At 68.0% G+C, this 25,447-nt stretch carries 24 protein-coding genes, 1 tRNA gene, 1 rRNA gene and 2 riboswitches; of the genes, 8 read left to right on the top strand and 18 right to left on the bottom strand.

The features are described 5' to 3' along the window. Positions 1-9: 9 nt before the first annotated feature. Together rrf and ACE3SL_RS15680 are read left to right on the top strand one after the other, a co-directional pair. Positions 10-124, top strand: a 5S ribosomal RNA gene (rrf, locus tag ACE3SL_RS15685). A gap of 113 nt (positions 125-237) precedes the next feature. Beyond that, positions 238-314, top strand: a tRNA-Met gene (locus tag ACE3SL_RS15680). Positions 315-515: 201 nt separating this feature from the next. Here the strand turns inward: ACE3SL_RS15680 and cobU are convergent. The 17 genes from cobU to ACE3SL_RS15595 form a co-directional block, all read right to left on the bottom strand. Beyond that, a complete protein-coding gene (gene cobU, locus ACE3SL_RS15675) occupies positions 516-1,031 on the bottom strand; it encodes a bifunctional adenosylcobinamide kinase/adenosylcobinamide-phosphate guanylyltransferase (RefSeq protein ID WP_374526656.1) in 516 nt (171 codons plus the stop codon). Continuing rightward, a complete protein-coding gene (locus ACE3SL_RS15670; RefSeq protein WP_374526655.1) occupies positions 1,028-2,485 on the bottom strand; it encodes a cobyric acid synthase in 1,458 nt (485 codons plus the stop codon). Before ACE3SL_RS15670 ends, cobU begins: the two co-directional genes overlap by 4 nt. Further along, positions 2,473-3,408 (bottom strand): adenosylcobinamide-phosphate synthase CbiB, encoded by a 936-nt coding sequence (gene cbiB / locus ACE3SL_RS15665; RefSeq protein WP_374526657.1) that lies wholly within the window; start codon positions 3,406-3,408, stop codon positions 2,473-2,475. The genes ACE3SL_RS15670 and cbiB overlap by 13 nt, the downstream gene beginning before the upstream one ends. Then, positions 3,401-4,381, bottom strand: a complete 981-nt coding sequence (locus ACE3SL_RS15660) for an aminotransferase class I/II-fold pyridoxal phosphate-dependent enzyme (protein ID WP_374526654.1) — start codon at positions 4,379-4,381, stop codon at positions 3,401-3,403. The genes cbiB and ACE3SL_RS15660 overlap by 8 nt, the downstream gene beginning before the upstream one ends. Continuing rightward, the gene (locus ACE3SL_RS15655) at positions 4,378-5,124 is read right to left on the bottom strand and encodes an adenosylcobinamide-GDP ribazoletransferase (protein WP_374526653.1); all 747 of its coding nucleotides are present in this window, start codon (positions 5,122-5,124) and stop codon (positions 4,378-4,380) included. The genes ACE3SL_RS15660 and ACE3SL_RS15655 overlap by 4 nt, the downstream gene beginning before the upstream one ends. Continuing rightward, positions 5,121-5,690 carry a histidine phosphatase family protein gene (locus ACE3SL_RS15650; RefSeq protein ID WP_374526652.1) on the bottom strand — a complete coding sequence of 190 codons (570 nt, stop codon included), beginning with the start codon at positions 5,688-5,690 and terminating at the stop codon, positions 5,121-5,123. Before ACE3SL_RS15650 ends, ACE3SL_RS15655 begins: the two co-directional genes overlap by 4 nt. Beyond that, positions 5,687-6,700 (bottom strand): nicotinate-nucleotide--dimethylbenzimidazole phosphoribosyltransferase, encoded by a 1,014-nt coding sequence (cobT, locus tag ACE3SL_RS15645; RefSeq protein ID WP_374526651.1) that lies wholly within the window; start codon positions 6,698-6,700, stop codon positions 5,687-5,689. Before cobT ends, ACE3SL_RS15650 begins: the two co-directional genes overlap by 4 nt. Next, positions 6,697-7,104 (bottom strand): DUF1636 domain-containing protein, encoded by a 408-nt coding sequence (locus tag ACE3SL_RS15640; protein ID WP_374526650.1) that lies wholly within the window; start codon positions 7,102-7,104, stop codon positions 6,697-6,699. The genes cobT and ACE3SL_RS15640 overlap by 4 nt, the downstream gene beginning before the upstream one ends. After that, complete coding sequence (locus tag ACE3SL_RS15635) at positions 7,104-7,655, bottom strand: hypothetical protein (protein ID WP_374526649.1); 552 nt, start codon at positions 7,653-7,655, stop codon at positions 7,104-7,106. Before ACE3SL_RS15635 ends, ACE3SL_RS15640 begins: the two co-directional genes overlap by 1 nt. Then, on the bottom strand, positions 7,655-9,589 hold the full coding sequence (locus ACE3SL_RS15630; RefSeq protein ID WP_374526648.1) for a TonB-dependent receptor plug domain-containing protein: 1,935 nt from the start codon (positions 9,587-9,589) through the stop codon (positions 7,655-7,657). Before ACE3SL_RS15630 ends, ACE3SL_RS15635 begins: the two co-directional genes overlap by 1 nt. Positions 9,590-9,734: 145 nt before the next feature. Continuing rightward, positions 9,735-9,924, bottom strand: a riboswitch (cobalamin riboswitch). A 46-nt stretch (positions 9,925-9,970) separates the two neighbouring features. After that, positions 9,971-10,651 (bottom strand): phytanoyl-CoA dioxygenase family protein, encoded by a 681-nt coding sequence (locus ACE3SL_RS15625; protein ID WP_374526647.1) that lies wholly within the window; start codon positions 10,649-10,651, stop codon positions 9,971-9,973. Between the two features lie 8 nt (positions 10,652-10,659). After that, entirely contained in the window at positions 10,660-11,433 is a 774-nt protein-coding gene (locus ACE3SL_RS15620) for an ABC transporter ATP-binding protein (RefSeq protein ID WP_374526646.1), read from the bottom strand. Continuing rightward, the gene (locus tag ACE3SL_RS15615; RefSeq protein WP_374526645.1) at positions 11,427-12,413 is read right to left on the bottom strand and encodes a FecCD family ABC transporter permease; all 987 of its coding nucleotides are present in this window, start codon (positions 12,411-12,413) and stop codon (positions 11,427-11,429) included. The genes ACE3SL_RS15620 and ACE3SL_RS15615 overlap by 7 nt, the downstream gene beginning before the upstream one ends. Then, positions 12,410-13,258: an ABC transporter substrate-binding protein gene (locus ACE3SL_RS15610; RefSeq protein ID WP_374526644.1), complete on the bottom strand. Its 849-nt coding sequence runs from the start codon at positions 13,256-13,258 to the stop codon at positions 12,410-12,412. The genes ACE3SL_RS15615 and ACE3SL_RS15610 overlap by 4 nt, the downstream gene beginning before the upstream one ends. Continuing rightward, positions 13,258-13,866, bottom strand: a complete 609-nt coding sequence (cobO, locus tag ACE3SL_RS15605; RefSeq protein WP_374526643.1) for a cob(I)yrinic acid a,c-diamide adenosyltransferase — start codon at positions 13,864-13,866, stop codon at positions 13,258-13,260. Before cobO ends, ACE3SL_RS15610 begins: the two co-directional genes overlap by 1 nt. Before the next feature lie 2 nt (positions 13,867-13,868). Continuing rightward, entirely contained in the window at positions 13,869-15,722 is a 1,854-nt protein-coding gene (locus tag ACE3SL_RS15600) for a TonB-dependent receptor plug domain-containing protein (RefSeq protein ID WP_374526642.1), read from the bottom strand. Between the two features lie 176 nt (positions 15,723-15,898). Further along, a riboswitch (cobalamin riboswitch) is annotated at positions 15,899-16,115 on the bottom strand. 69 nt (positions 16,116-16,184) lie between these two features. Beyond that, positions 16,185-16,796, bottom strand: a complete 612-nt coding sequence (locus tag ACE3SL_RS15595; protein WP_374526641.1) for a TetR/AcrR family transcriptional regulator — start codon at positions 16,794-16,796, stop codon at positions 16,185-16,187. Positions 16,797-16,882: 86 nt separating this feature from the next. Between ACE3SL_RS15595 and ACE3SL_RS15590 the strand changes: the two genes are divergently transcribed. The 6 genes from ACE3SL_RS15590 to ACE3SL_RS15565 all read left to right on the top strand — a co-directional run bounded on the left by ACE3SL_RS15590 (position 16,883) and on the right by ACE3SL_RS15565 (position 24,998). Next, complete coding sequence (locus tag ACE3SL_RS15590; protein WP_374526640.1) at positions 16,883-18,313, top strand: efflux transporter outer membrane subunit; 1,431 nt, start codon at positions 16,883-16,885, stop codon at positions 18,311-18,313. Between the two features lie 2 nt (positions 18,314-18,315). Continuing rightward, on the top strand, positions 18,316-19,479 hold the full coding sequence (locus ACE3SL_RS15585; RefSeq protein ID WP_374526639.1) for an HlyD family efflux transporter periplasmic adaptor subunit: 1,164 nt from the start codon (positions 18,316-18,318) through the stop codon (positions 19,477-19,479). A 141-nt stretch (positions 19,480-19,620) separates the two neighbouring features. After that, positions 19,621-21,162, top strand: a complete 1,542-nt coding sequence (locus ACE3SL_RS15580) for a DHA2 family efflux MFS transporter permease subunit (RefSeq protein ID WP_374526638.1) — start codon at positions 19,621-19,623, stop codon at positions 21,160-21,162. Positions 21,163-21,188: 26 nt separating this feature from the next. Next, positions 21,189-23,075 (top strand): ABC-F family ATP-binding cassette domain-containing protein, encoded by a 1,887-nt coding sequence (locus ACE3SL_RS15575; RefSeq protein WP_374526637.1) that lies wholly within the window; start codon positions 21,189-21,191, stop codon positions 23,073-23,075. A gap of 153 nt (positions 23,076-23,228) precedes the next feature. Next, positions 23,229-24,329, top strand: coding sequence for a 4-hydroxyphenylpyruvate dioxygenase (gene hppD, locus ACE3SL_RS15570; RefSeq protein ID WP_374526636.1), 1,101 nt, complete (start codon positions 23,229-23,231; stop codon positions 24,327-24,329). A gap of 117 nt (positions 24,330-24,446) precedes the next feature. After that, positions 24,447-24,998, top strand: a complete 552-nt coding sequence (locus ACE3SL_RS15565) for a VOC family protein (protein ID WP_374526635.1) — start codon at positions 24,447-24,449, stop codon at positions 24,996-24,998. Between the two features lie 109 nt (positions 24,999-25,107). Here ACE3SL_RS15565 and ACE3SL_RS15560 read toward each other — a convergent pair. Next, positions 25,108-25,447 (bottom strand): YqaA family protein (locus ACE3SL_RS15560; RefSeq protein WP_374526634.1); only part of this gene is annotated, 340 nt, incomplete at its 5' end.

The following is a 25,447-nucleotide window of genomic DNA, read 5'->3' as shown; positions in this document are numbered from 1 at the left end:
GCTTCATTGCTTGGTGACCATGGCGTCAGTGACCCACCCGATCCCATCTCGAACTCGGCCGTGAAACCTGACAGCGCCGATGGTACTACCGCTTAAGCGTTGGAAGAGTAGGACGTCGCCAGGCATTGCAGCCGACGTAAGGTCGAAAAGAAACCCATTCACAAAGTTAGAGGCCGGCAGCGATGCCGGCCTTTTGCTGTTTTTGCGGCCCCTAAAACGGCGCCGCGCAATGGTTGACGCGGGATGGAGCAGCCCGGTAGCTCGTCAGGCTCATAACCTGAAGGTCGTAGGTTCAAATCCTACTCCCGCAACCAACAAAAAGCCCGCCTGGTCGATGACTTGGCGGGCTTTTTGTTGCTCCCGAGCCGCGCTTGCGATCACCCTGCGGGGAAATGGGGAGGGGAACGGACCTTCCCTTTCCTCTTTTGTCATGGATGCGGCAGTGCGGGTCAGCGGGCGAACGCTCCGAGTTCCTGCTTTCGTGAGAACGACGAAATCGCATCCATATGATGCCCTCATCCCTTCATGATCATCGGCAGTCCCGCCGCGACGAACGTCACCCGGTCGGCCGCCGCCGCGACCGCCTGGTTCATCTGCCCCGCTGCGTCGCGAAAGGCGCGGGCAAGAGCATTGTCGGGAACGATGCCGAGCCCGACCTCGTTCGCGACGAGGATCGCCGGGCCGGGTACGGCCCGCAATGCCGCGATCAGTCCGGCGGTGGTCTCCGCGACGTTGCGACCGGCGTGCATCAGGTTCGAGGTCCAGAGCGTCAAACAGTCGATGAGCAGCAGGTGATCGGACGCCGACGACCGGCGGATCGCCTCGGCGAGCGCAAGCGGCGCTTCGACGGTGCGCCAGCGCGCGCCGCGGTCGGCGCGGTGACGGTCGATCCGCGCCGCCATTTCGGCGTCGTGCGCCTCGCCGGTCGCGATAAAGACGAGCGCGCCATCGAACGCTTCGGCGATCGCCTGCGCGTGACGGCTTTTTCCCGATCGGGCACCGCCGAGAATCAGATGGATTCGCGCGCTCATGCCTGTGTCCTTGCTGCCAGATCGATCAGCGTATCGACCGCTACATGGCGCTCGATCGCCGCGGCGATTGTGTCGAGCGCCGAATCGACTGCGGCGTCATAATCCAGACCTGCGCCGTTGGCGCCGAGGCGCGCAAGCAAGGCGCGGCGCACGTCCGCACTTGCCAGTACGCCATGGACATAGCTTCCCATGATCCGGCCGTCGGTGCTGACCGCGCCCTCGGGCCGGCCGTCGATCGCCGCGAACGGCCGCGCCGTTCCTGCGCCCGTCGTTTCGCCCATATGCATCTCATAGCCCCGCATCGGCGCGCCGAGCGCGGTGCCGGTCACGGCGCGGAGGGTCTTCATCGGGGCGAGCCGTGTCTCGACATCGAGCATGGCGAGGCCAGCGGCGGTTTTCACCGTGCCCTCGATCCTGTCGGGGTCCGCGACGTGGCGGCCGAGCATCTGATAGCCGCCGCAGAGGCCAAGCACATGACCACCGCGGCGGACATGCGCGGCGATGTCGATGTCCCACCCTTCGTTCCGTAGCGCAGCAAGGTCAGCGATCGTCGCCTTCGACCCCGGCAGGATGACGAGCGCGGCCCCGGCGGGAATCGGCTGCCCCGGCGCGACCATCACCAGCCGCACCGCGGGCTCGAGCTTCAGCGGGTCGAGGTCGTCGAAATTGGCGATCCGCGGCAAGATCGGGCAGGCGACGACGATCGCGCCATCGGTAGCGCGAGTATCGCGTTCGAGGATGACAGCGTCTTCGCTGGGCAGATGCTTCACCGCGTCGAGCCAAGGGATCACGCCGAATCCGCGCCAGCCCGACCGCCGCTCGATTTCGCGATAACCGTCGTCGAACAGCGCGGGGTCGCCGCGGAACTTGTTGATCAGAAAACCGTGGATCATCGCGGCGTCGTCGGGGTCGATCACCGCCTTCGTTCCGACGATCGACGCGATCACGCCGCCGCGATCGATGTCGCCGACGAGGACGACCGGAACCTTCGCGGCGCGCGCGAAACCCATGTTCGCGATGTCGCCAGCGCGCAGGTTGATTTCGGCGGGCGACCCGGCGCCTTCGATGACCACGATGTCGGCGGCGGCGCGCAGCCTTTCGTAGCTGGCGAGCACTTCCGCGAGCAGCGGACGCCGTGCCTCGCGGAAATTGGCGGCGCCCAGCGTGCCGCGCACGCGGCCGTGGACAATGAGCTGCGACGTGCGGTCGGCCTGCGGCTTCAGCAGCACGGGGTTCATGTCGCTGTGCGGCGGCACGCGGCAGGCGAGGGCCTGCAAGGCTTGCGCGCGCCCGATCTCGCCCCCGTCGCTCGTGACCGCGGCATTGTTCGACATATTTTGCGGCTTGAACGGGCGGACTGACAGCCCCCGGTTTGCCAGCGCGCGGCACAGCCCGGCGACAAGCACCGACTTTCCGACGTCGGACCCGGTGCCCTGCAGCATCAGCGCGCCCATGCGAGCCCCCCGGCGATCGGCCACAGCAGCAGGCAAGCAAGGACATAGAGGCGCAGCGCGCGACGAATGTCGTGGGCTGACGCGTTCGTGCGTCCATCGCCGATCCAGGGCTTCGCGTGCATGACTCCGTCATAAGCGATCGGTCCGGCGAGGCGAAGCCCGAGTGCCCCCGCGATCGCGGCTTCGGGCCAGCCGGCGTTGGGCGAGGCGTGCTTGCCGGCGTCGCGAAACATGATGCGCCATCCCCCGCCGGCAAGGCAGAGCAGAATCCCCGCAAGCCGCGCGGGGACCAGATTGGCGAGATCGTCGGCGCGCGCCGCCGCCCAGCCGAAGGCACGCCAGCGCGCCTCGCGGTGGCCGATCAGGCTGTCGGCGGTATTGATCGCCTTATACGCCCAGACCCCCGGCAAGCCGAGCAGGAGCAACCAGAAGAGCGGCGCGGCGACGCCATCGCAGAAGCTTTCGGCGAGGCTCTCGATCGCCGCGCGCGCAACGCCGCTTTCATCGAGCGTGACGGTGTCACGGCCGACGATCGCGCCGACGGCGGTGCGGGCGGCGGGCAAATCCACGCCATCGAGCGCGGTCGCAACCGCGCGGACATGATCGAACAGGCTGCGCTGCGCGAGCGCGGGCCAGGCGAGAAGCGCGATGCCGATCCAGGCGAAGCTCCCGCACATGCGCGTCAGAAGCGTTTCGAGGGCGACCGCCCCGCCGCCCGCGACGAGCAGGACCAGCAGAAGCGTGACCACGCCGAGCGTGCGGCGCGCCCGGAAACTGGCATCGGGCCGGTTCCAGCTCGCCTCGCAGTGATCGATCAGCCGCGCGAACAGCCTGACGGGATGACCGGCGCGGCGATAGAGCGGCGCCGGCCAGCCGAGCGCGGCATCGAGCGCGAGCGCCGTCAAAGCGACCGGCTCAATCATATGCGAGCGCGGCGTCGAGACGATCGAGCGCTTCGCCACTCCCGGGAAGTCCGAAGCGCAGCCAGCGCCGCTGGTCGGCGAACGGACGCGTCAGGATCGCGGCACGGGCGAGCCGGTCGAACAGGTCATAGGCGTCGTCGGTGTCGATGAGCCGGAACAAGGGGCAATCGCCCTTCGGAGCGAAGCCATGGCGGCCCAGCATGGCATCGAGCGCAGCCGCTTCCCCGAACAGCCGCTCGCGCATCGCCTCGACCCAGCCGCGATCGCGATAGGCGGCGGCGCCGATCGCGATCGCGGCGGCCGAAACCGGCCAGGCGCCGAGCAGGGCGCGCAGCGGAGCTAGAACCGGGGCCGGGGCGATCACGAAACCGAGCCGCACACCCGCGAGCCCGAAGAATTTGCCGAAGGAGCGGAAAACGATCAGGGGTGCCTCATCTTGAACGCGGTGCGCCACGCTGGCCGCCGGATCGCAGTCGGCGAAAGCCTCGTCGACGAGCAGCCAGCCTTCGCGTCCGGCGAGCATCGCGTCGAAGCTTGCCGTGTCGGTGACATGCCCGTCGGGATTATTCGGATTGGCCAGCACCAGCGTGCCCGCGAAGGCGCGCGCTTCGCCGCGAGCGATCGGTGCGGTGCCAGCGAACATCTCGCCATGGGTGCGATAGGAGGGCGCGACATGATGCGCCGCGCCGCCGAGGATTCGGCCGATGAGGCGGAGGCCCACCTCGCTGCCGGGAACCGCGCAGACATGGTGGGGGGCGGCGCCGAAATGGGCCGCGGCCGCAGCTTCCAACCCGGCGAGTGCCTCGCGCTCCGGGAGGCGGTGCCAGTCGATCGCGATCGTATCGGCGCCCGGCCAGCAATGCGGATTGATCCCGGTCGACAGGTCGAGCCACGGGCGGTTTCCGCCGCCGAAATGCCGTTTCGCGGCTTCGACCGCGCCGCCGTGCCAATTCCAGTCGGGAGCGGCGGTCATGCGATATGCGCCCAGACCAGCGCCGCGAGCAGCAACAGACTTTCGGTGATTTCGATCCCCGCGCCATGGCCGTCGCCCGAGATGCCGCCGATCCGGCGACGCAGCCACCAGCCCCAGAGCAGAAAGACGAGCGGGACGGCGAACAGCGAGGGGGAGAGGAGCGCCGAAGCGGCGAGCAACACGGCCCAGATGCCGAGATCGATCGGCCGCACCGCGCCGCGGAATTTCGAGCCGAGACCGCTGTGGAGATCGGGCAGCCAGCGCGACCAGACCAGCGGGCCGATCCGCGCCGCGAAGGGAACCAGCGCGATCGGGGCGAAGGCCCGTGCCTCGACCAAGCTGTGCATCAGCACCAGCTTGGCGAGCAGTTGCAGCCCGATCGCGACGGCCGCGAAGCTGCCGATGTGCGGGTCAGCGAGCACGGCGAGGAGGCGCTCGCGATCCTCGAGGGCGGACAGCGGTCCGCGCGCCTTATGGGCGCCGCCGCTCGCGTCTGCGATGTCGCCGAGTCCGTCGAGATGAAGCGCGCCGGTGACCGCGACCCAGAGCAGCAGCGCGGCGAGCGCGCCGGTCCACGGGTCGATCTGCGCGCCGACGAAGGCGCCTCCCGCGACGAGCGCGCCGACGATCAGGCCGGCCGCGGGGAACCAGCGCATCGAGGCCGCGAATTCGGCGCTCGACACGGCGAGCCGCGGCGTCGGCAGCCGGGTGAGGAACTGGATCGCAATGATGAGCCCTTTCATATGCGCAGCCCGATGATCTGCGCGCCCGGTCGATCGCCGCGCCAGATGCGGAGCGAGAGCAGCGCGCCATAGGGGAGATCGAAGGCCCAGAGCTGGTGCGGGTCGAAACCGCAAAGATGGTGAAGCGCCGCACGCATCGCGCCGCCGTGGGTGACGACGAGTGTGTCCATGGGCGCCAGCGCATCAATCGCGTCCGACACGCGCGCTGCGAGCGATCCCCAGCGCTCACCGCCGGGGGGCGGATGGAGGTCGGGATCGGCCCAGAAGCGGCCAAGCGCCTCGGGTTCGATCGCGCTTGCCGCCTGTCCTTCCCAGCTTCCGAAATCGAGTTCGCGCCAGCGCGCATCCAGCGTTGGCGTGAGACCCTGCGCTTCACCGATGGCTTTGGCGGCGCGTGCGCAGCGCTGCTTGTCGGACGCGATCAGCCGCCGCACCCCGACGCCTGCGGCCTGCCGGGCGCAGGCGTCGATGCCTTCTGTCGTCGGCACGCCATCGGTGCGGCCCATGAACAGACCGGGCTGCACGGGCGCGCCATGGCGCAGCAAATGGAGGGCGAAGCCCGTCATAGCGCAGCGGCGACCGCCGCCTCTTCGAAGGTCGCCATGCCGCCATGCGCCGCGAGTGCAGCGCGGACTACGCTGGCCGCGACCGCGGCGCCGCTTCCCTCGCCGAGCCGCATGCCGAGCGAAAGGATCGGGTCGAGGCCGAGTCGGTCCAGCAGGCGCGCATGTCCCGGTTCGGCCGAGCAATGGCCGGCGAGGCAATGCGCAGTGATCGCGGGATTTCCGGCGGCGAGCGGCGCGATTGCCGAGCCGCAGATGAAGCCGTCGAGCAGCACCGGAATGCCGAGCTGCCGCGCGCGCAGTGCCGCGCCGGCGATCGCGGCGATCTCACGCCCCCCGACGCGGCGCAGCGTCTCGAACGCCGTGCGGGACGCATGATCGTGAAAGGCGAGGGCGCGCGTCACCACCCTGGACTTTCGCGCGACGCCTTCGGCATCGATGCCGGTGCCGGGGCCGACCCAGTCGGTCGCGCTGCCGCCGAAACTCCGCGCGCAGAGCGCCGCCGCAGCGGTCGAATTGCCGATCCCCATCTCGCCGAGGACGAGAAGGTCGAGGCCCCGTTCGACCGTCGCGGCTCCGGCGTTCAGCGCGGCAAGGCATTCGGTTTCATCCATCGCGGGCGCGGCGGTGAAGTCTGCGGTCGGCCGGTCGAGGTCGAGCGAGACGACCCGCAATTCCAGGCCCGCGGTGCCCGACAGCGCGTTGATCGCGGCGCCGCCGCCAGCGAAATTGGCGACCATCTGTTCGGTGACGCTCGCCGGAAAGGCGCTCACGCCGTGGATGGTGACGCCATGATTTCCTGCGAAGACGGCCGCGCGGCCGCGCTCGATACGCGGGCGCTCGCGGCCCTGCCAGCCGGCGAAGAAGATCGCGATCTCCTCGAGCCGGCCGAGCGATCCGGCGGGCTTGGTGAGCTGCGCCTGCCGGGCTCGCGCCGCGGCTTCGGCGGCGGCGTCGGGATGGCGCAGACCGGTGAGCGCGGCCTCGAACGCGGCAAGCGAGGGAAAGATCATTCGGCGACATATCCTGCTGGCGGGGTGCGAACGATGAAATGGCCTTTGACGCCTTCCGGCCAGTCCGCATAAGCCACACGGCCATGATCGCTGGCCGCATGATGGACGGCATAGTCGAGGATCGCGCGCGCTGCTTCATCGCCGGGTACAAAGCGGCCGAGGACATAACCGATCTTGCCTTCGGCGCGCAGATGAACGGCGCAATGATCCTGACAGGCGAACAGGCACGGCATCGCCTGCACCGCGATGCCAGCGTAGCGCGGATCGCCGGCTTTCACTCGCTGCAACGCCTCGATCAGGCGGGCGCCGCCCGCCACGCCTTCACCATCCGAGCGCGCGTCGCGGCTGAGGCGGCAGGTCGAGCAGGCAACCACCGCCGGGCCGGGATCGACGCGCGTCAGCATCAGGCCGCCGCCGCTTCGCGCTGCGGCGGCGCCGGAACGCCCACCGCGACGAGGATGCGGTAGAGAAGGTACAGGCCGACGAGGATCGCGCCGTTGCGCGCGAACTGCTCGGCGAGCAAGCCCGGCGCGGCGGCGGTATGAAGCCCGCCGAGCGCCAGTGCCCATAGCGCGATGATGCTTTTGAACGCGGCGAATGCAGCGCCATAGGCGGTTGCCAGCCGTGCCGCGATGGCGACCTTGCCCAACATGCCGAGGACCGCATAGCCCGCGAGCACCGAACCGACCGCGGCGGTCGCGAGCGCGACGCCCCAGCCGAGCGTCAGCGGATCGTGCGGGTAGCCAAGCAGGCCAAAGCCCACCGCCTGGCTCGCCGCCCAGGCGAGCAGCATCAGCGCCATGCCGTCGCGCGGTCGCATATGCACCGCGGCGAGCGCCGCAAGCGCGGGAAAGGGCGTCGCGCAGGCGAGCAGCAGGGTGGTCCCCGTGCTCGCCGCGGTCAGCAGCGAGATCCACAGCATCGACGCGCCGCGGTCCGAAAGCGCGCGCGCCATCAGAACCGCCCCCGGATACCGGCATAGATGCTGCGGCCGAGCGTGCCGTAGCGATAGGCGGTCATATACTCCTCGTCGAAGATATTCTCGGCGCGCGCGAACAGCTTCACATTGTCCGACAGCTTGAGCTCGGCGCGCAGGTCGACGAGCGTATAGTCGTCCAGCCGCTGCGCGTTGCTGGCATTGTCGTAGCTCTTGCCCGACCAGCGCACTGCCGCGCCGAGTTCCAGCCCGAAACCGAAGGCATAGCTCGCCGACGCATTGGCGGTTTCGCGCGGCCGGCGCGGCAGCCACTTGCCGAAATTGGCACCCGGCGAGCGGTCCTCGGCGACGATCCAGCTATAATTTCCGCCCACTGTCAGCCCGCCGAGCGACAGCGCCGCCGCCGTCTCGACCCCGTGCGCCTCGCTGCGCGCGATGTTCAGATAATAGCCGAAGCGGGGCGTCGTGGGGTCGCCGGGAACGGAGCAGAGCGGGTCGGTCGAACCCGGCGAGCAGCCGTTGTAGACGATCTGGTTCACCGTCTTGCGGTCGAACCAGGTGGCGCCGACGACCAGCTTGCGATCGAACAGATGCTGCTCGATCCCCGCTTCCCAGCCATGCGCTTCCTCGGGATCGAGCGTGCCGTTCCCATATTCGCTGAACAATTGGTAGAGCGAGGGTGCCTTGAAGCCTTCGCCATAGCTCGCGCGCAGCACGGTTCCGGTGACGAACCGCCACACGCCGCCTGCGGCGAACAGGGTCTGGCCGCCGTAGCGATTGTGGTCGTCGTAACGGACGCCGCCGTTCAGCGTCAGCCCCTCGACCGGCTCGACGCTGAGCTGGCCATAGGCGCTCGTGATCTCGGCCTTGCCGCGCGCGAAGGCGGGGAGCGGCGTCGCGAGCGACCCCGAAGGCGAGCGGCTGCGGAAGGTGGAGCGTTCATTCTCGACCCCGAAGATCGCCTGAATCCGGTCGCTGATGGCGAAACTGCCCTGATATTCCCAGCGCCTGTTGCGGCCGTCGGCCTCGAAGCTTCGCGGCCGCGCACGCGTCGGGTTGAAATTGTCGCGATTGGTGTCGGTATAGCCATAGGCGATCCGGTTGCGGAAGCGCCCGTCGGCGAGACCGACGTTCAAGCCCGCATAGCCGACGAACTCCTTGCTCAGCCCATAATCGGCGCTGTCGGCGCTGAAGCCATCGAACTCGACCCGCCCGCTCGCATAGGTGCCGCGCAGGTCGATGCTGATAGTGTCGGCGAGCGCCAGCTCGGCGCGGCCCGACAGATTGTAATTGCGATAACCGTCGCGCTCCTTCCCGCCGAACGCCTTGGCAAAGGAGGAAATGCCGCCGGTGGTGAAGCGCTGGCCGCCGATGCGCCACGCGAGCGGGCCGGTGCGGCCGCTGATCGCGCCGCGCGCGCTGACCGTGTCGCGCGATCCCGCCTCGATGTCGAAGCTGCCTTCGAGCGGCTTTTCGGGGGTCGCGGTGACGACATTGACCACGCCGCCGATCGCCTGGCTGCCCCACAGGATCGATTGCGGCCCGCGCAGCACCTCGATCCGCGCGATGTCGCCGGCGAGCAGATTGGCGAAGTTGAAGCCGCCGCCGGTCGATGAGGGATCGTTGAGTTTCACCCCGTCGATCACCACGACGGTATGATCGGATTCGGCACCGCGGATGCGGAGCGAGGTCGAGGTGCCATAGCCGCCGTTGCGCGACACGCTGATGCCCGGGGTGCGAAGCAGCAATTCGGTGACGCCGATATCCTGGCTGCGGTCGATCGCCGCCTTGTCGAGTACGGCCACCGATGAAGGAATCTCGTCGAGCGTCAGCGGCGCGCGCGTCGCGGTGACGACAATGCTGTCGGCGTCGGCGGCTTCGTCGGCGAAAGCGGGCAGCGCGGCCGCGATGGCGGCCACGGAAAGCGTGGTACGAAAAACAGTCCTGAACATGGATAACCCCATCGACAAGGCCGCTTGCGCGCAGGGTCGATGGAGCCCGTCCACAGGGACGCACGACATCGGCCCGTGCGCGCGCACGGCCACCTTTGTCGTCGCTCGGGTTCACTCCCCGTCCGCCCGGCACACCCTGTCCGCACGAAAGACGACGGCGACGGGCAGGTCTCCTGGCTCGCGGGTCGGTGCCGGTCCGGGCCGCCTTCTCGGGACGTAAGTCCCAATGGCATGTGGCCCGATGGCTCTCCGCTTACAGTTGCAGGGGCAGCCGGGGTCTTGCACCCCGTTCCCTTTTGATCCCCTTTCGGGGAACCTGTCGCTGGTCGCGCCCCTAACGCACTATGGGGGTAGCGGTCAATTGCTGCGTTGCAGCAGCGGTCAGGCGGCTTTCATCCACACGACGAGCGCGAAGCGCGTGGCGCGCGCCGGCAGGGTGCGGTGCGGGGTGAAGCGGTCGAGGAACAGCACGGTGCCGGCGGGGCATTCGGGCCGGACGCGCGGCAGTCCGGCGAGGCGATATTCGGGAATTTCGAAGCCTTCGTTCGTTTTCTCGCCGAGCGGCGCGGGTTGGCGTGCCGCCGCGACCTCCAGCCCGCCGCTCTCTGGCCCGGCGTCGCCGAGCGGAATCCAGGCGGTGACCAGCACCTTGCCGCAGCCGGTGCCGTCGTCGCGCGCGACATCGCTGTGCCAGGCGTGGCGATGCTCGGGAAAGCAGGCGATGCTGGCGCGGACACGGGCGATCCTGCCCGCGAGTTTGCGACCGCAAAGCGCCTCGGCCGCCGCGATCAGCTTCGGGTCGTTCGCCAGCGCCTGCAGTCGTGGTCCGCGATGCGCGTCGGTGCACACCGCGACGCGGAGCAGGTTCGCGATGCTGCGTTCATGGGCGTAAATCCGGTCGATTCGCTCGGTCAGCGGGGCGTCGGGACAGGTCTGCTCGAACGGCAGGTAGAGCGCGCGCGACACGCGGTCGATATGCCCGGCGATGTCCTCGCGCGCCGCGAGGATGCTCGCGGGGTCGAACAGCGGCATGGCGGCATAGCCTTGTTCGGCGAACCGCATCGCCGCATTCACCGTGCGCGCCCGAGCGTCGTTACCGTTGGCCAGTCGCCGTTGCTCTCGACCCGCGCATCGATGCCATAGACGGCGCGCAGCAACGCGGGGGTCAACACATCGCGCGGGGTGCCGTCGGCGACGATCCGGCCGCCGTCGACGATCAGCAGCCGGTCGCAATAGCGTGCCGCCATGGTGAGGTCGTGGAGCACCGCGATCACCAGCCTGCCCGCGCCGGCCTCGGTGCGGAGCAGGTCCATCGCGTCGATCTGGTGACCGGGGTCGAGGCTGGCGAGCGGTTCGTCGGCGATCAAGGCCGGCGCCTCCACCGCGAGCGCCCGCGCGAAAAGCACGCGGGCGCGTTCGCCGCCCGACAATTCGGTCGCGATCCGGTGGCGGAGGGGCAGGATATCGGCGCGCGCCATCGCGCGCTCGATCGCGGCGGTGTCGATCTCGCCGATGCGCGACATCGGCGCGAGGTGCGGCAGGCGGCCGAGCCCGACGAGCCGCTCGACGGTCAGCGGCCAATGCAAGGTCTGACCCTGCGGCAGATAGGCGATGCGGCGGGCGAGATCGGCGCGCGGCATCGCGGCGGCGTCGATGCCGTCGATGTGCACCGCGCCGGTCGCGGGGACGAGCGCGAGCATCGCGCGCGCCAGCGTCGACTTGCCCGCGCCGTTGGGGCCGACGATGCCGGTCAGTGTCCCCGGCGCGAAGGTGGCGCTCGCCTCCTTGACGACGGACCGGCGCCCGAGCGCGACGCCGAGATTTCCGAGCGCGATCGTCACCACAGCCGTTTCTCCCGCATCAGGTGGACGAGGAAGACCGGTACGCCGAGAAAGGCGGTGACGACGCCGAGCTTCAATTCGTTCGTCGTCGGGATGATCCGCACGCCGAGGTCGGCGAGGGTCAGCAGCGCCGCGCCGCCGATCGCCGAGGGGAGGAGGATCGCCGACGGGCTGCGGTCGGTGAGCGGGCGGATCAGGTGGGGGACGATCAGCCCGACGAAACCGATCGCCCCCGACACCGCGACCGCGCCGCCGACCGCGATCGCGGTGCCGACGAGCAGGCGGAGCCGCATCCGCCTTATGTCGACGCCGAGCGCCTGCGCCGCATCCTCGCCGAGCGTCAGCGCATCGAGCGCGCGGCCGTTCCACAACAGCATCGCCGTGCCGATGACGACGCAGGGCAGCGCGATCCAGACATGCTGGAACGACCGGTTCTCGAGGCTGCCGAGCAGCCAGGTCATGATCTCCATCGCCGCGAAGGGATTCGGCGACAGGTTGAGCGCGAGGCTGGTGCCCGCGACCGCGAGCGTGCCCACCGCGATGCCGGCAAGGATCAGCGTCAGCGGGCTTTCCGACCGCCCCGCGAGCGCGAACAGCAGCGCGAGCGACACCAGCGCGCCGCCGACCGCCAGCAGGGGCAGCGCGGCGGGGTGGATCTGTGCGAAGCCGAAATAGAGCGCGGCGACCCCGCCGAGCGCGGCGGCGTTCGACGTGCCGAGCACCGAAGGCTCGGCAAGCGGATTGCGCAGATAGCCCTGCAAGGCGGCGCCCGACAGGCCGAGCGCCGCGCCGACGATCAGCGCCAGCAAGGTGCGCGGCAAGCGGAGCTCGAAGAGGATTGTCGCGGCGACCGGATCGCCATGTCCGCTCGCCGCCGCGGCGAGGCGCGCGAGCGACAGGTCGACGGGGCCGAACAGCAGCGAGGCGATCGCGGCCGCAAGGGTCAGCGCCGCCAGCGCGGCGATCAATGCCCAGCGCGTCATCGCCGTCCTCCGTCGATCGCCGCGATCTGGCGCGCGATGCTGCGCGCGGCGACCGTATATTCGGGGCTACCGCATACGGTCCATGCCTGCGGGATGCTGATGCGCGGAATATTTTTCAGCGCCGGATGGTGGAGCATTTCGCTGCCCTGGTCGGTGATCGTGTCGGTCGCGCTTTCGACGATCAGGAAATCGGGCTGCGCCGCCACCATCTCCTCGAGGCTGAGCTGCGAAAGTGGCGGCTTGCCGAGCTTGCCGGCGAGATTGACGAGGCCGAGACGGGTCATCAGCTCGTCGATCAGCGTGCCGGTGCCGGTCATGTATCCGCGCCGCTGATAATAAGCGGCGACGCGCCCGCGCCCCGGCTTCGGGAGCCCCGCAAGGTCGCGCTCCATCTTCGCGACGAGCGTCTCGCCGCGCTCTGCATGCCCGACCGCCCTCGCTGTCGCGCGGATCGAGGCGTAGATCTGACCCAGCCGGTCGGCGGTGTCGAGATCGAGCAGCGGATAGGTCCGGCCGGGCAGCGCGGCGAGCGCGGCACTGCGGCTCGCGGGCATCCCGACGACCAGATCGGGGTCGATCGCCAGTATCTGCTCGGCCGAATTGCCGAGGAGCGGCAGTCCGCGTGCTTTCGCCGACGCCGCCGACAATTCGGCATCGGCGGCATTGTGGGTCAACCCCGCGATCTGCCCGCGGTCGGCGAGCGCGAGGACAAGCTGATCGGCGCAGAGATTGACCGAGACGATCCGCTGCGGGGTCGCGGGCGATTTCGCCTTGCCTGCGGGCGCCGCCGCCCACAGCGTTCCCGCGCCCGCCAGCAGCAGGGCGGCGGCGAGCCCCGCGCGCATCAGAACTCGACTCCCGCCTGCGCGCGGACATTCTGCTCGCGAAAAGGATGTTTGATCTGCGCCATTTCGGTGACGAGGTCGGCGGCGTCGATCAGCGCCTGCGGGGCATTGCGGCCGGTGATCACGACATGGGTCATCGCGGGTTTCGTCGCAAGCGCTGCAAGCACCTCGTCGATGGGAAGATAGTCATAGCGCAGCACGATGTTGAGCTCGTCGGCGATGACCATCTTGTAGCCGGGGTCGGCGATCATCCGCTTCACTTCCTCCCACGCCTCGCGCGCGACCGCGATGTCGCGGGCGCGGTCCTGCGTATCCCAGGTGAAGCCTTCGCCCATCGGCTTGAACGCGGCAAGCTCGGGAAAGCGGTCGAACACCGCGCGCTCGCCGGTCGCCATCGCGCCCTTGACGAACTGGACGATGCCGACCTTCATCCCGTGCCCGATCGCGCGGATCGCCATGCCGAAGGCGGCCGAGCTCTTGCCCTTGCCGCGGCCGGTGTGGACGATCACCAGCCCCTTTTCGACCGTCTTGGCCGCCAGCTTCTTCGCCTGCGCGGCCTGGACCTTCTGCATCTTCGCCTTGTGCTCGGCGTCGGTGCGCGGCTTCACGGTCAGAAGCTCAGCCGGACGCCGCCATAGGCGGCGCGGCCATAGACGCCGTAGCCCGCGGCGGTCGCATAATCGGCGTCGAACAGATTATCGACGCGGCCGTATATCTCGACATGCCCGCCAACGGGGAAGGACGCGCGAATGCCGGCGATTGCATAGCCGTCGAGCGGGACGAGGTTCGCCGCGTCGTCGAAGCTGTCGCCGACCAGCGTCAGCGTCGCGCCGGTCGAGAGGCCGAACGACCAGTCGTAATCGGCTGACAGGCTGATCGCCTGCTCGGCGCGGCGGGGAAGGCGCTTGCCGTCGAAGCCGGGCCGCCCCGAGCGGTCGCGGGCGTCGATATAGGAGTAGGAGGCGGTGATGTTCAGCGCGTCGACCGGCCGCAGCGCCAGCGTCGCTTCGACCCCCTTGGCACGGGTGCGGTCGATATTGCCGTAGGTGAAGGTGGCGTTGTCGTAGTTGATCTGGTCGGTGGTGTTGCGCAGGAAAGCGGTGAGCGAAAGCTGCGCGCGGCCGTCCGCAAGGCTCTGATCGATGCCGAGGTCATAGCCTTTCGAGCGTTCGGGCCGCAGCGCCGCATTGCCGCTGAAACTGTCGTAGAGCTGATAGAGCGACGGTGCCTTGAACCCCTCGCCATAGCTCGCGCGGAAATTGGTCGCACCGCCGTTGGGGGAGTAGTTGGCGTTGGCGCCGAAGGTCGTCGCGCCGCCGAACTGGCTGTGGTCGTCGTGGCGCACGCCGCCGGTCAGCGACAGGCCGGCAAACGGCTGGACGATCCCCAGCGCATAGACGCTGTCGATGTTCGCGCGCTGGCTGTCGGTCGATCCGAAGCCGAAGAAATCATAGTCGGGGCGTTCGTGCTCATAGCCGAAGATCAGCTTCGCGCGGTCGACCGGCGTGACGACGCCCTGATATTCGAAGCGCAGGTTGCTGCCCGAATAGCCATAGCCGGGCGCGGTCCCGCGCACGAAATAATAGTCGCGGTCGTTGCGCAGCCACGTCACCGCCGCGCGGCTGGTGAAGCGGCCGCCGAACAGCGCGAGATTGAGGCCCGCATAGCCGACATATTGGTCGAGCTTGGCGATGTCGGCGCTGTCCGCCGGGGGGCCGAAGAAGCTGTCATAGTCGAGGTCGGCGTGGATATAGTAGCCGCGCAGGTCGAGGCTCAGCGCATCGCCAAGCGCAATTTTCAGGCGCGCGTTGCCGGCGAAATTCTTGTAGCCGTCCCTTTCGGTGCCGGTCGCGGCCGAGGAAATACCGTCGGTGCGGAACCAGGCCGCGCCGATGCCGCCCGACACCGCGCCCGCAGTGCCCGACACGTCGGCCCGGGCGCTCGCGGTGTCGCTATAACCATATTCAGCAGCAGCATTCGCGGCGAACCCCTCGGCGGGGGTGGCAGTCGTCAGGCTGACGACGCCGCCGATCGCCTGGCTGCCGTGGACGACCGAGTTCGATCCGCGCAGCACCTCGATCCGGCTGATGTTGCCGGTCAGCAGCGGTCCGAAATCATAGCCGTCGCCGATGCCGCTCGGGTCGTTGACCTTGACGCCGTCGATCAGCACCAGCGTTTGCGTCGTCTCGGCGCCGCGCAGCGACACACCCGCGACCGATCCGATGCTGCCGTTGCGATTGAAGCGCACGCCGGGGGTGGTGGCGAGCAGATCGACGACATCGATCGTCTGGCGTTTGGCAATTGTTTCGGCGTCGATGACGGTGATCGCCTGCCCCACCTCGTCGCGAGGCTGTTCGATGCCCGAGGCGGTGACGACGATATCGTCGGCTGGCGTGCCGGTCTGGGCAAAGGCGGGCGTCGCCGCAGACGACAGGATCAAGGAAAGAGTGACAGGCTTCAACATGGGAGTCCCCCCGACGCCGGCAACGAAGGCGGAACCTGCCGAAACGCGCCTGCGTTCGACCGATGTCCGGGCCAGCCGGCGGCGTGAAAGACCGCGACCCCGACACCGAAGCGGTGCCACCGCTTGTCGTCGCTCGACGGAAGGTCTCCGTGCCCCGGCCTTTCCCTGGACCTCAGGCATAAGCGACCCACGCCGGCAGGTCTCCTGGCTCGCGGGTCGGGGCCCGATGCACGCCTTCCCAGGTTTCCCCAGTGGCTGGCCCGAATGAATTCGCGCCTGTGCATCGCGCTCGCCGCTTACAGTTGCAGGGACAGCCGCGGATTCGAAGGCTGGGCCTTCTCACCGCATTCCCTTTTAAGCCCCTCGTGGGGCACCGGCGCGATCATGCGGGACATCGCCCCGCGCCGCCGCCCATAGCGCAGCGCGGAATTTTGGCAACCGTGGAGTTGTGGGGAAGGCGAGTCAGGCGTCGGGCTTCCACGCGCGGTAAAAGATGTCGACCGCGTCGTCGATCTCGGCGGCGAGGCGGCCCAAGTCGCGGCCCTCGGGCAGGCAGAGCACCGCGAACTGATAGAGGCCCGACTGACAGAGGCCGGTGAAATGCTGTACCGCGCGCAGTGGGTTGCCCATTCGCAGCTCGCCGCGCGCCATCTTTTCGGCGACCCACTCGGCGGCGCGGGCCTTGCCGCGGCGCGGGCCGCGATCATAGAAGGTCTTGGCGAGATGCGGAAAGCGCTCGGCCTCACCGACGACGAGGCGGAAGAGCGACAGGATCGGTGTCGCGGTGAGCTTGGTCATGAGCAGATTGCCAAAGCGGCGCAGCACCTCGGGTACCGGCTCGTCGAGCGGCAGGTCGACTGCGAGCGCATCGCCATATTGCTCGACGATGTCATCGACCACCGCTTCGAACAAATCCTCCTTTGAGGGAAAATAGCTCCAGAGCGTGGTTTTCGAGCCGCCGACCTTGCTGGCGATCGACGACATCGTCGTCCCGGCATAGCCGTTGGTGAAGAAGGCCTCGCGCGCCGCGTCGACGAACGCCTTGCGCCGCGCGGCGGCAGCGTCGTCCAACACAACCGTACTGTCTGGTATCATTTCGATTGACAACGCATTCTCCGGGGTTCAAGGATGCATGATACCAGCTAGTATCGTTGGATTCCATGCCTTATCGACTCTCCCCCTCTCCCCTTGTTTTGGGCGCAGTTTTCGGGCTGCTTTCGGCCTGCGCGAGCGTTCCCGAGCTTGGACCGAAACCCGTTCCGACCGCCGCCGCATCGCTCGAGTCGTCGGCGAGCTTCGCCGATTCGACCGGCATGTGGCCGGTTGAAGGCTGGTGGCAGGGCTTCGGCGATCCCCAGCTCGACACGCTGATCGCCGAGGGGCTGAAGGGCTCGCCCGACATGGCGACCGCCGCGGCGCGCGTCCGCGCCGCCGAGGCACTGGCGCAGCAGGCGGGGGCGGCGCTGCTGCCGCGTGTGGGAGTCGAGGGCAGCGCGGGCGGCACCCAGCAGAGCAAGAATCTGGGTATCCCGCCCGCCTTCGTTCCTGACGGCATCCGGGATACCGGCCATGTCGCCGCGACCTTCAGCCTCGATTTCGACCTGTGGGGCAAGAATCGCGCCGCGCTCGCCGCCGCGACCTCGGAGGCAGAGGCCGCGCGCGTTGACGAAGCACAGGCACGGCTGGTGCTGACAACCGGAATTGCTTCGGCCTATGCCGACCTCGCGGGCTATTATCACGCGCTTGACGTCGCGAAGGAAGCCGTGCGCGTGCGCGGCGCGAGTGCCGGTATTTCGGGCCAGCGCGCCGCGGCGGGGATCGAGAACCAGTCGGCCGAGCGCCAGGCGACAAGCCGCGCGGCATCGGCGCGAGCCGACGTCGCCGCTCTCGAGGAAGCGATCGCGACGACGCGCCACCGGCTCGCCGCGCTCGTCGGCGCCGGACCCGACCGCGGGCTCGCGATCCAGCGCCCGACGCTCGCTTCGCCGGGGATCGGCCTGCCGCCGCAGGCGGGGATCGACCTCGTCGGGCGCCGTCCCGACATCGTCGCGGCGCGGCTGCGCGCCGAGGCGGCGGCGAAGCGCATCGACGTCGCGCGCGCCGATTTCTATCCGAACATCAATCTGTCGGCGCTCGTCGGGCTTCAGTCGCTCGGTCTTTCCAACCTGTTCAAGTCGGGATCGGATTATGGCAATTTCGGCGCTGCGATCAGCCTGCCGATCTTCGACGGCGGGCGACTCGCGGGCCGCTATCGCGGTGCGCGCGCCGAGTTCGACAGTGCGGTCGCCGATTATGACCGCACGCTGATCGCGGCGCTGCGCGACGTTGCCGATATCGTCGCGAGCCGCGCGGCGATCGCGCGCCAGCTTGCCGACCGGCAGGACGCGCTCAAGGCCGCGACCGACGCGGCCGGGCTCGCGGGGCTGCGCTATCGGGCCGGTCTGTCGAACCAGCTCGAACAGCTCGTCGCCGAAGACAGCATGACCCAGCTCGCGCGGCAGGTCACCGACCTCGAGGCGCGCCGGCTCTCCCTTGATATCGCCCTGATCCGCGCGCTCGGCGGCGGCTACCAGACCCAGACAGGAGAATGACGATGGCCGACGATACGGCTGCGCCAAGGAGCGAGGCTCTCCCCGAACTTTCTGCTCCCGGCAATGGCGAAGCGATGGCGAAGCGCAAGAAGCTGCTGCGTATTCTCGCGATCGTCGTTGTGTCGCTCGCGGCGATCTGGGGCATCTGGTATTTTCTGACCCAGGCGGGGCGCGTCTCGACCGACAATGCCTATGTCGGCGCCGATTCGGCGACGGTGACCGCGCTCGTCTCGGGCCCGGTCAGGGAGGTGCGGGTCAGCGGCACGCAGGTGGTCAAGAAGGGCGACGTCCTCGTCATCCTCGACGATGCCGACCAGCGGATCGCCGTTGCCGACGCCGAAGCGGCGCTGCGCCAGGCGCGCCAGCGTTACGGCCAGTCGAGCGCGAACGCCGATGCGGCGCGCGCGCGCGTGAGCGCGCGCGGCGCCGAGATCGCGCAGGCCCGCGCCCGTCTGCGCGACGCCGACGCCGCGGTCGCCAAGGCGCGCGCCGAACTCGCGCGGCGCGAGAGCATCGCTGGAACCGGCGCGGTATCGGCCGAGGAACTGACCGCGGCGCGCACCGCACTGGCGTCGGCGGGTGCAGCGCGCGACCTTGCGGCGGCGGGAATCGCGTCGGCCGAAGCGACACGCGGCTCGGCGAGCGGCGATCTCGGCGCCGCCGAAGCGGTCGTGCGCGGCACGACGATCGACACCGCCCCCGATGTTGCGGCGGCACAGGCGCGGCTCGACAAGGCGCGGCTCGACCTTGAACGCACGGTGATCCGTGCGCCGGTCAACGGCGTCGTCACCAACCGGCAGGTGCAGGTCGGCCAGCGGATCGCCGCGGGTGCGCCGATCATGATCATCGTCCCGGTCGCGACCGCCTATGTCGATGCCAATTTCAAGGAAAGCCAGTTCAGGCGCATCCGCCTTGGCCAGCCGGTCGAGCTCACCTCCGACTATTATGGCGGCGATGTCGTCTATCGCGGCAAGGTGGTCGGCATTGCCGGCGGCACCGGCGCGGCCTTTTCGTTGATCCCGGCGCAGAATGCGACCGGCAACTGGGTCAAGGTCGTGCAGCGCCTGCCGGTCCGCATCGCGCTCGACCCGAGGGACCTGAAGGCGCATCCGCTCCGTGTCGGCCTGTCGATGGAAGCGACGATCGACACGCGCGGGAACGACTGATGTTTCCCTCCCTTCCGTCGTCATTGCGAGCGAAGCGAAGCAATCTCCAGCCATCGATCCGGATGAGCGTTGGCTGGAGGTTGCCGCGTCGCCTTCGGCTCCTCGCAATGACGGGGTTTGTTGACGAAAGGGCGGCCTGACATGGCCAGCGCTGCCGTGGCCAATCCGGACGAGCCGCAGCCGCTGACCGGCGTCAGGCTGCTCGTCGCGGCCTTCGCACTCGCGCTCGCGAATTTCGTCGTCGTGCTCGACTCGACGATCGCCAATGTCTCCGTCCCCCACATCGCGGGCGGGCTCGCGGTGTCGCCCACGCAAGGAATGTGGGTGATCACCAGCTACGCGGTCGCCGATGCGATCAGCGTGCCGCTTACCGGCTGGCTCGCGTCGCGCTTCGGGACGGTGCGCTGGTTCATCATCTCGATCATCGGCTTCGGCATCTTCTCCTTCCTTTGCGGCATCGCGCGCACGCTCGATGCGCTGATCCTGTTCCGCGTCCTGCAGGGCCTGTCGGGCGGCCCGCTGATGCCGTTGTCGCAGATCCTGCTGCTGCGCATCTTCCCGAAGGAAAAGGCCGGCGCGGGGCTCGCGATCTGGGCAATGACGACCACCACGGCGCCGATCCTCGGGCCCATTCTGGGGGGCGTGATCAGCGACAATTGGAGCTGGCCGTGGATCTTCTTCATCAACCTGCCGGTGGTCGCGCTCTGTGCTTTCGGCGTCGGCAGCATGCTCGGCGCGTTCGAGACCAAGCGTATCAAGGCGCGGATCGACGTGATCGGCCTGGTCCTGCTTGTCGTCTCGGTCGGTGCTTTCCAGATCATGCTCGATACCGGACGCGAGCATGACTGGTTCGGATCGGCGTGGATCGTCATGCTGGCGATCGTCGCGGCGATCAGCTTCGCCGCCTTCGTCATCTGGGAATTGACCGATGCCAATCCGGTCGTCGACCTCCGCGTCTTCCGCTTCCGCGGCTTCAGCTTCGCGACCCTCGCCATATCGCTGGGCTTTGGCGCCTTCTTCTCGCAGGTCGTGCTGACGCCGCTCTGGCTGCAACAGGTGGTCGGCTATACCGCGACCGAAACCGGCTTCATCGTCGCCTGGCTCGGCTGTTTCGCGGTGCTGCTGTCGCCGGTCGCGGCGGGGATAATCGGCAAGATCGACATCCGCATCTCGATCTCGGCCGGCATCCTGTGGATGGCGCTGACCTCGGTGCTGCGCGCAAGCTGGAACGCCGATGTCGGCTATTGGACCCTCGCGTTTCCGCACATTCTGCAGGGCATGGGCATGCCCTTCTTCTTCGTCGGACTGACCGCGCTCGCGCTGAGCTCGGTGCCCGCACATGTCCAGACCTCGGCGGCGGGGCTGATGAGTTTCCTGCGCACGCTGAGCGGCGCGGTCGGCACCGCGATCGCGACGACGGCGTGGGACGATGCGAGCCGCGTCTCGCGGTCGGAGCTCGCCTCGGCGCTGAACAATCCCGATGCGGCGCTGACCTCGCTCCAGAATGCGGGCCTCACTGCCGAGCAGGCGCGCGGGGTGCTCGACCGGCTGGTCGAAGGGCAGGCGGCGACCCTCGGGGTGCTGCACCTGTTCCTCGCGGCGGGGGTGATCTTCGTGATTGCCGCGATCGCGGTGTGGTTCGCGCCGCGGCCCAAGGAGGTGTCGATGGGCGCTTCGCACTAGCCGCGCCGCGTGCTAGGGGCGCGCCCATGCTGACGATCAACGGCCTTACCGTGCGCCTCGGCGGGCGCACCATCCTCGACCGCGCGAGCGCGAGCCTGCCCCCGAAGAGCCGCACCGGGCTGATCGGCCGCAACGGCGCGGGCAAATCGACCCTGATGAAGGTGATGATCGGCCAGCTCGAGGCCGACGACGGCGGCATCGAAATGCCGCGTCGCACCCGCGTCGGCTACATCGCGCAGGAAGCGCCGAGCGGCACCGCGACCCCGTTCGAGACGGTGCTCGCCGCCGACACCGAACGTGCCGAGTTGCTCGTGCGATCGGAGACCGAAACCGACCCCGACGCGCTCGCCGACATCCACGAGCGGCTGATCGCGATCGACGCCTATACCGCGCCCGCGCGCGCCGCGCGCATCCTGATCGGGCTCGGCTTCGACGAGGATATGCAGGGGCAGCCGCTCGACAGCTTTTCGGGCGGGTGGAAGATGCGCGTCGCGCTCGCCGCCTTGCTCTTCTCGAACCCCGACCTGCTGCTGCTCGACGAACCGTCCAACCACCTCGATCTCGAAGCAACGATGTGGCTCGAAAGCTTCCTGCGTGCCTATCCGGGCCAGCTCGTCGTGATCAGCCACGAGCGCGACCTGCTCAACAATGTCGTCGATCATATCCTGCACCTCGAAGGCGGCAAGGTGACGCTCTATGCGGGCGGTTACGACGCGTTCGAGCGCCAGCGTGCCGAACGCGCGGCGCAACTCGCGGCCGCCAAGGCGGCGCAGGATGCGCAGCGCGCGAAATTGCAGGACTATATCGCGCGCAACAGCGCCCGTGCTTCGACCGCGAAGCAGGCGCAGTCGCGCGCCAAGCAACTCGCGCGGATGCAGCCGATCGCCGCGATTTCGGAAGATCCCAGTCTCGTCTTCGATTTCCCCAGCCCCGGCGACGAATTGAAGCCGCCGTTGATCACGCTCGACCTCGCGAGCGTCGGCTATGCGCCGGGCGAGCCGGTGCTGTCGCGCCTTAACCTGCGGATCGATCCCGACGACCGTATCGCGCTGCTCGGCCGCAACGGTAACGGCAAGACGACGCTCGCACGGCTGCTCGCGGCGCAATTGAAGCCCGAGGATGGCGCGATGAACGTCGCGGGCAAGATGCGCGTCGGATATTTCACCCAGTATCAGGTCGAGGAACTCGACGGCGCCGACACGCCGCTCGGCCATATGACGCGCGTGATGACGGGCAAGACGCCGGGCGCGGTGCGCGCGCAACTGGGGCGCTTAGGCTTCACCGGGAACAAGGCGACGACCGAGGTCGGCAAGCTGTCGGGCGGCGAGCGCGCGCGGCTCGCGCTCGCGCTGATCACGCGCGAGGCGCCGCACCTGCTGATCCTCGACGAGCCGACCAACCACCTCGACGTCGATGCGCGCGAGGCGCTGGTGCAGGCGCTGAACGGTTTCGACGGCGCGGTGCTGGTCGTCAGCCACGACCGTCATATGCTCGAACTCAGCGCCGACCGGCTGGTGCTCGTCGATGGCGGGACGGCGCGCGATTTCGATGGCAGCATGGACGATTATGTCGCCTTCATCCTCGGCAAATCGGCCGCGAACGACGATGCCAAGGGGGCGCCCGCGAAGCCGAAGGATGCCAAGTCCGCGCGGCAGGAAGCTGCGAAGGCGCGCGAGGCGCAGGCGGCGCTCCGCAAGTCGGCCAAGGATCATGAGGCGCGCGCGGCGAAGCTCGCGCAGCAGATCAGCGCGCTCGACCGCGCGATGTTCGACCCCGCCAGCGCCGAGCCTGCGCTGGCGAAGCTGACGATGGGCGATCTGTCGCAGCGTCGCGGCAAGCTCGCGTCCGAGCTGGAACGTGTCGAGGCGGCCTGGATGGACGCGCTCGAGGCGATCGAAGCGGCTGCGGCCTGATCCATTTCGTCACCCCGGACCTGATCCGGGGTCCATTCGACCGATGTTGCGATGGATGCCGGATCAAGTCCGGCATGACGAGGAGGCGCGCATTGACTCCGGCCCGGCAATCCATCATACTAGTTTCAATTGAAACTATATGGGGAATGTAAGATGGCCGACCTGTTCGAAAACCCGCTGGGCCTAGACGGCTTCGAGTTCGTCGAATTTTCGGCCCCCGAGAAGGGTGTTCTCGGCCCGGTATTCGAACGCATGGGCTTCACCCGCATTGCGCGCCACCGTTCGAAGGATGTCCAGTTGTGGCGCCAGGGCGGAATCAACCTGATCGCCAATTACGAACCCAAATCGCCCGCAGCCTATTTCGCCGCGGAGCATGGTCCCTCGGCGTGTGGCATGGGCTGGCGCGTGCGCGACGCCGCGAAGGCCTATGCCGAGGCAATCGCGCGCGGCGCCGAGCCCGTCGAGGTCAAGACCGGCCCGATGGAGCTCCGCATCCCCGCGATCCGCGGCATCGGCGGCTCGATCATCTACCTCATCGACCGCTATGAAGGAAAAACGGGGGCCGACGATCTCAGCATCTACGATATCGATTTCGTTTATGAGGAGGGCGTCGATCGTCATCCGGTCGGCGCGGGGCTCAAAGTCATCGATCACCTGACCCACAATGTCTATGGTGGCCGCATGGCGCATTGGGCCGCTTTCTACGAGCGCATCGCGGGCTTTCGCGAGATTCGCTATTTCGACATCAAGGGCGAATATACCGGCCTCACCTCGAAGGCGATGACCGCGCCCGACGGCAAGATCCGCATCCCGCTGAACGAGGAAGGCGCGGGCGGCGGCGGCCAGATCGAGGAATATCTGCGTGCCTATAATGGCGAGGGCATTCAGCACATCGCCTTCGCGTGCGACGATCTTTACGCCGCATGGGACAAGCTCAAGGGCTTCGGCAATCCCTTCGCACCGCCGCCGCCCGAAACCTATTACGAGTTGCTCGCCGAGCGCCTGCCCGGCCACGGCGAGCCGGTCGACGAACTCAAGTCGCGCGGCCTGCTGCTCGACGGTTCGACGACCGAGGGCGATCCGCGCTTGCTGCTCCAGATCTTCGGACAGACCGTGATCGGCCCGGTCTTCTTCGAATTCATCCAGCGCAAGAAGGATGAGGGCTTCGGCGAAGGCAATTTCACCGCGCTGTTCAAGTCGATGGAACTCGACCAGATTCGCCGCGGCGCGCTTGAGGTCAAAGAGAACGCTTGATCCTTCCACCGTTCGTCCTGACCCCGGATCAAGTCCGGGGGAAGGGCTGTCCTTCTCTTTTGGAGAAGAGAGAAGAACGGTGCTTCGACAAGCTCAGCACGAACGGAGTTGGGTAAGATGACCAGCCAATCGCCGATCAAATTGGGCGGTGTCCACCACGCCGCCTATCGTTGCAAGGATGCGAAGGAGACGGTCGACTGGTACGAGCGCATGCTCGGCATGACCTACACGACCGCCTTCGCCGAGGATCATGTGCCCTCGACCGGCGAATATGATCCCTACATGCACGTCTTCCTCGACGCAGGGAACGGCAATATCCTCGCCTTCTTCGAGCTGCCGAACCAGCCCGCCATGGGCCGCGACGAGAATACCCCGCAGTGGGTCCAGCATCTCGCGTTCAAGGTCGGCAGCTATGACGAGCTGGTCGCGGCGAAGGCGCATCTGACCGCCAACGGCATCGATGTGCTCGGGCCGACGCATCACGGCATTTTCAAGTCGATCTATTTCTTCGACCCCAACGGCCACCGCGTCGAGCTCGCGTGCGACATCGGCACCGACGAGCAATATGCCGAACTCCGCCGCGTCGCGCCGCTGATGCTGGAAGAATGGAGCCGGACCAAGAAGGCGCCGCGCCACGCCGACTGGCTGCACCAGGCGGCGAACGAGTAGCCGTTCCAATCCTCGTCATTGCGAGGAGCGAAGCGACGCGGCAATCCAGAGCTTGCATAAACCGCCCTGGATTGCTTCGCTTCGCTCGCAATGATGAGGTTTTTATAGGCTAGGTTTGCTCTAGCCCCATGCTCTGCAGCGTGGCGCCGCTGCACTTGTCGGCTTTCGTTTCGCCCTTATTCCCCGACAGCGCGCCGATGATCAGGAAACCCGCGACCACCGCGACCAGGAAGGCGCCTGCGACCCACATCAGATATTTGTCGATGAACGCCTTGATCGGCGCCCCGAACAGCCGGAACAGGATTCCGACGAGCATGAACGAAAAGGCCCGGCTGGCGAGGCTCGCCCACAGGAAAGTCCAGAAATTCATGTGGATGAAGCCGGCGGTGATCGTCAGCAGCTTGAACGGGATCGGCGTCGCGCCCTTGATCAGGATGATTTCGGCGCCG

Origin of the sequence: Sphingopyxis sp., from assembly GCF_041916015.1 — a bacterium.
GTDB lineage: Bacteria > Pseudomonadota > Alphaproteobacteria > Sphingomonadales > Sphingomonadaceae > Sphingopyxis.
This window is presented reverse-complemented; position numbering and strand designations above follow the sequence as displayed.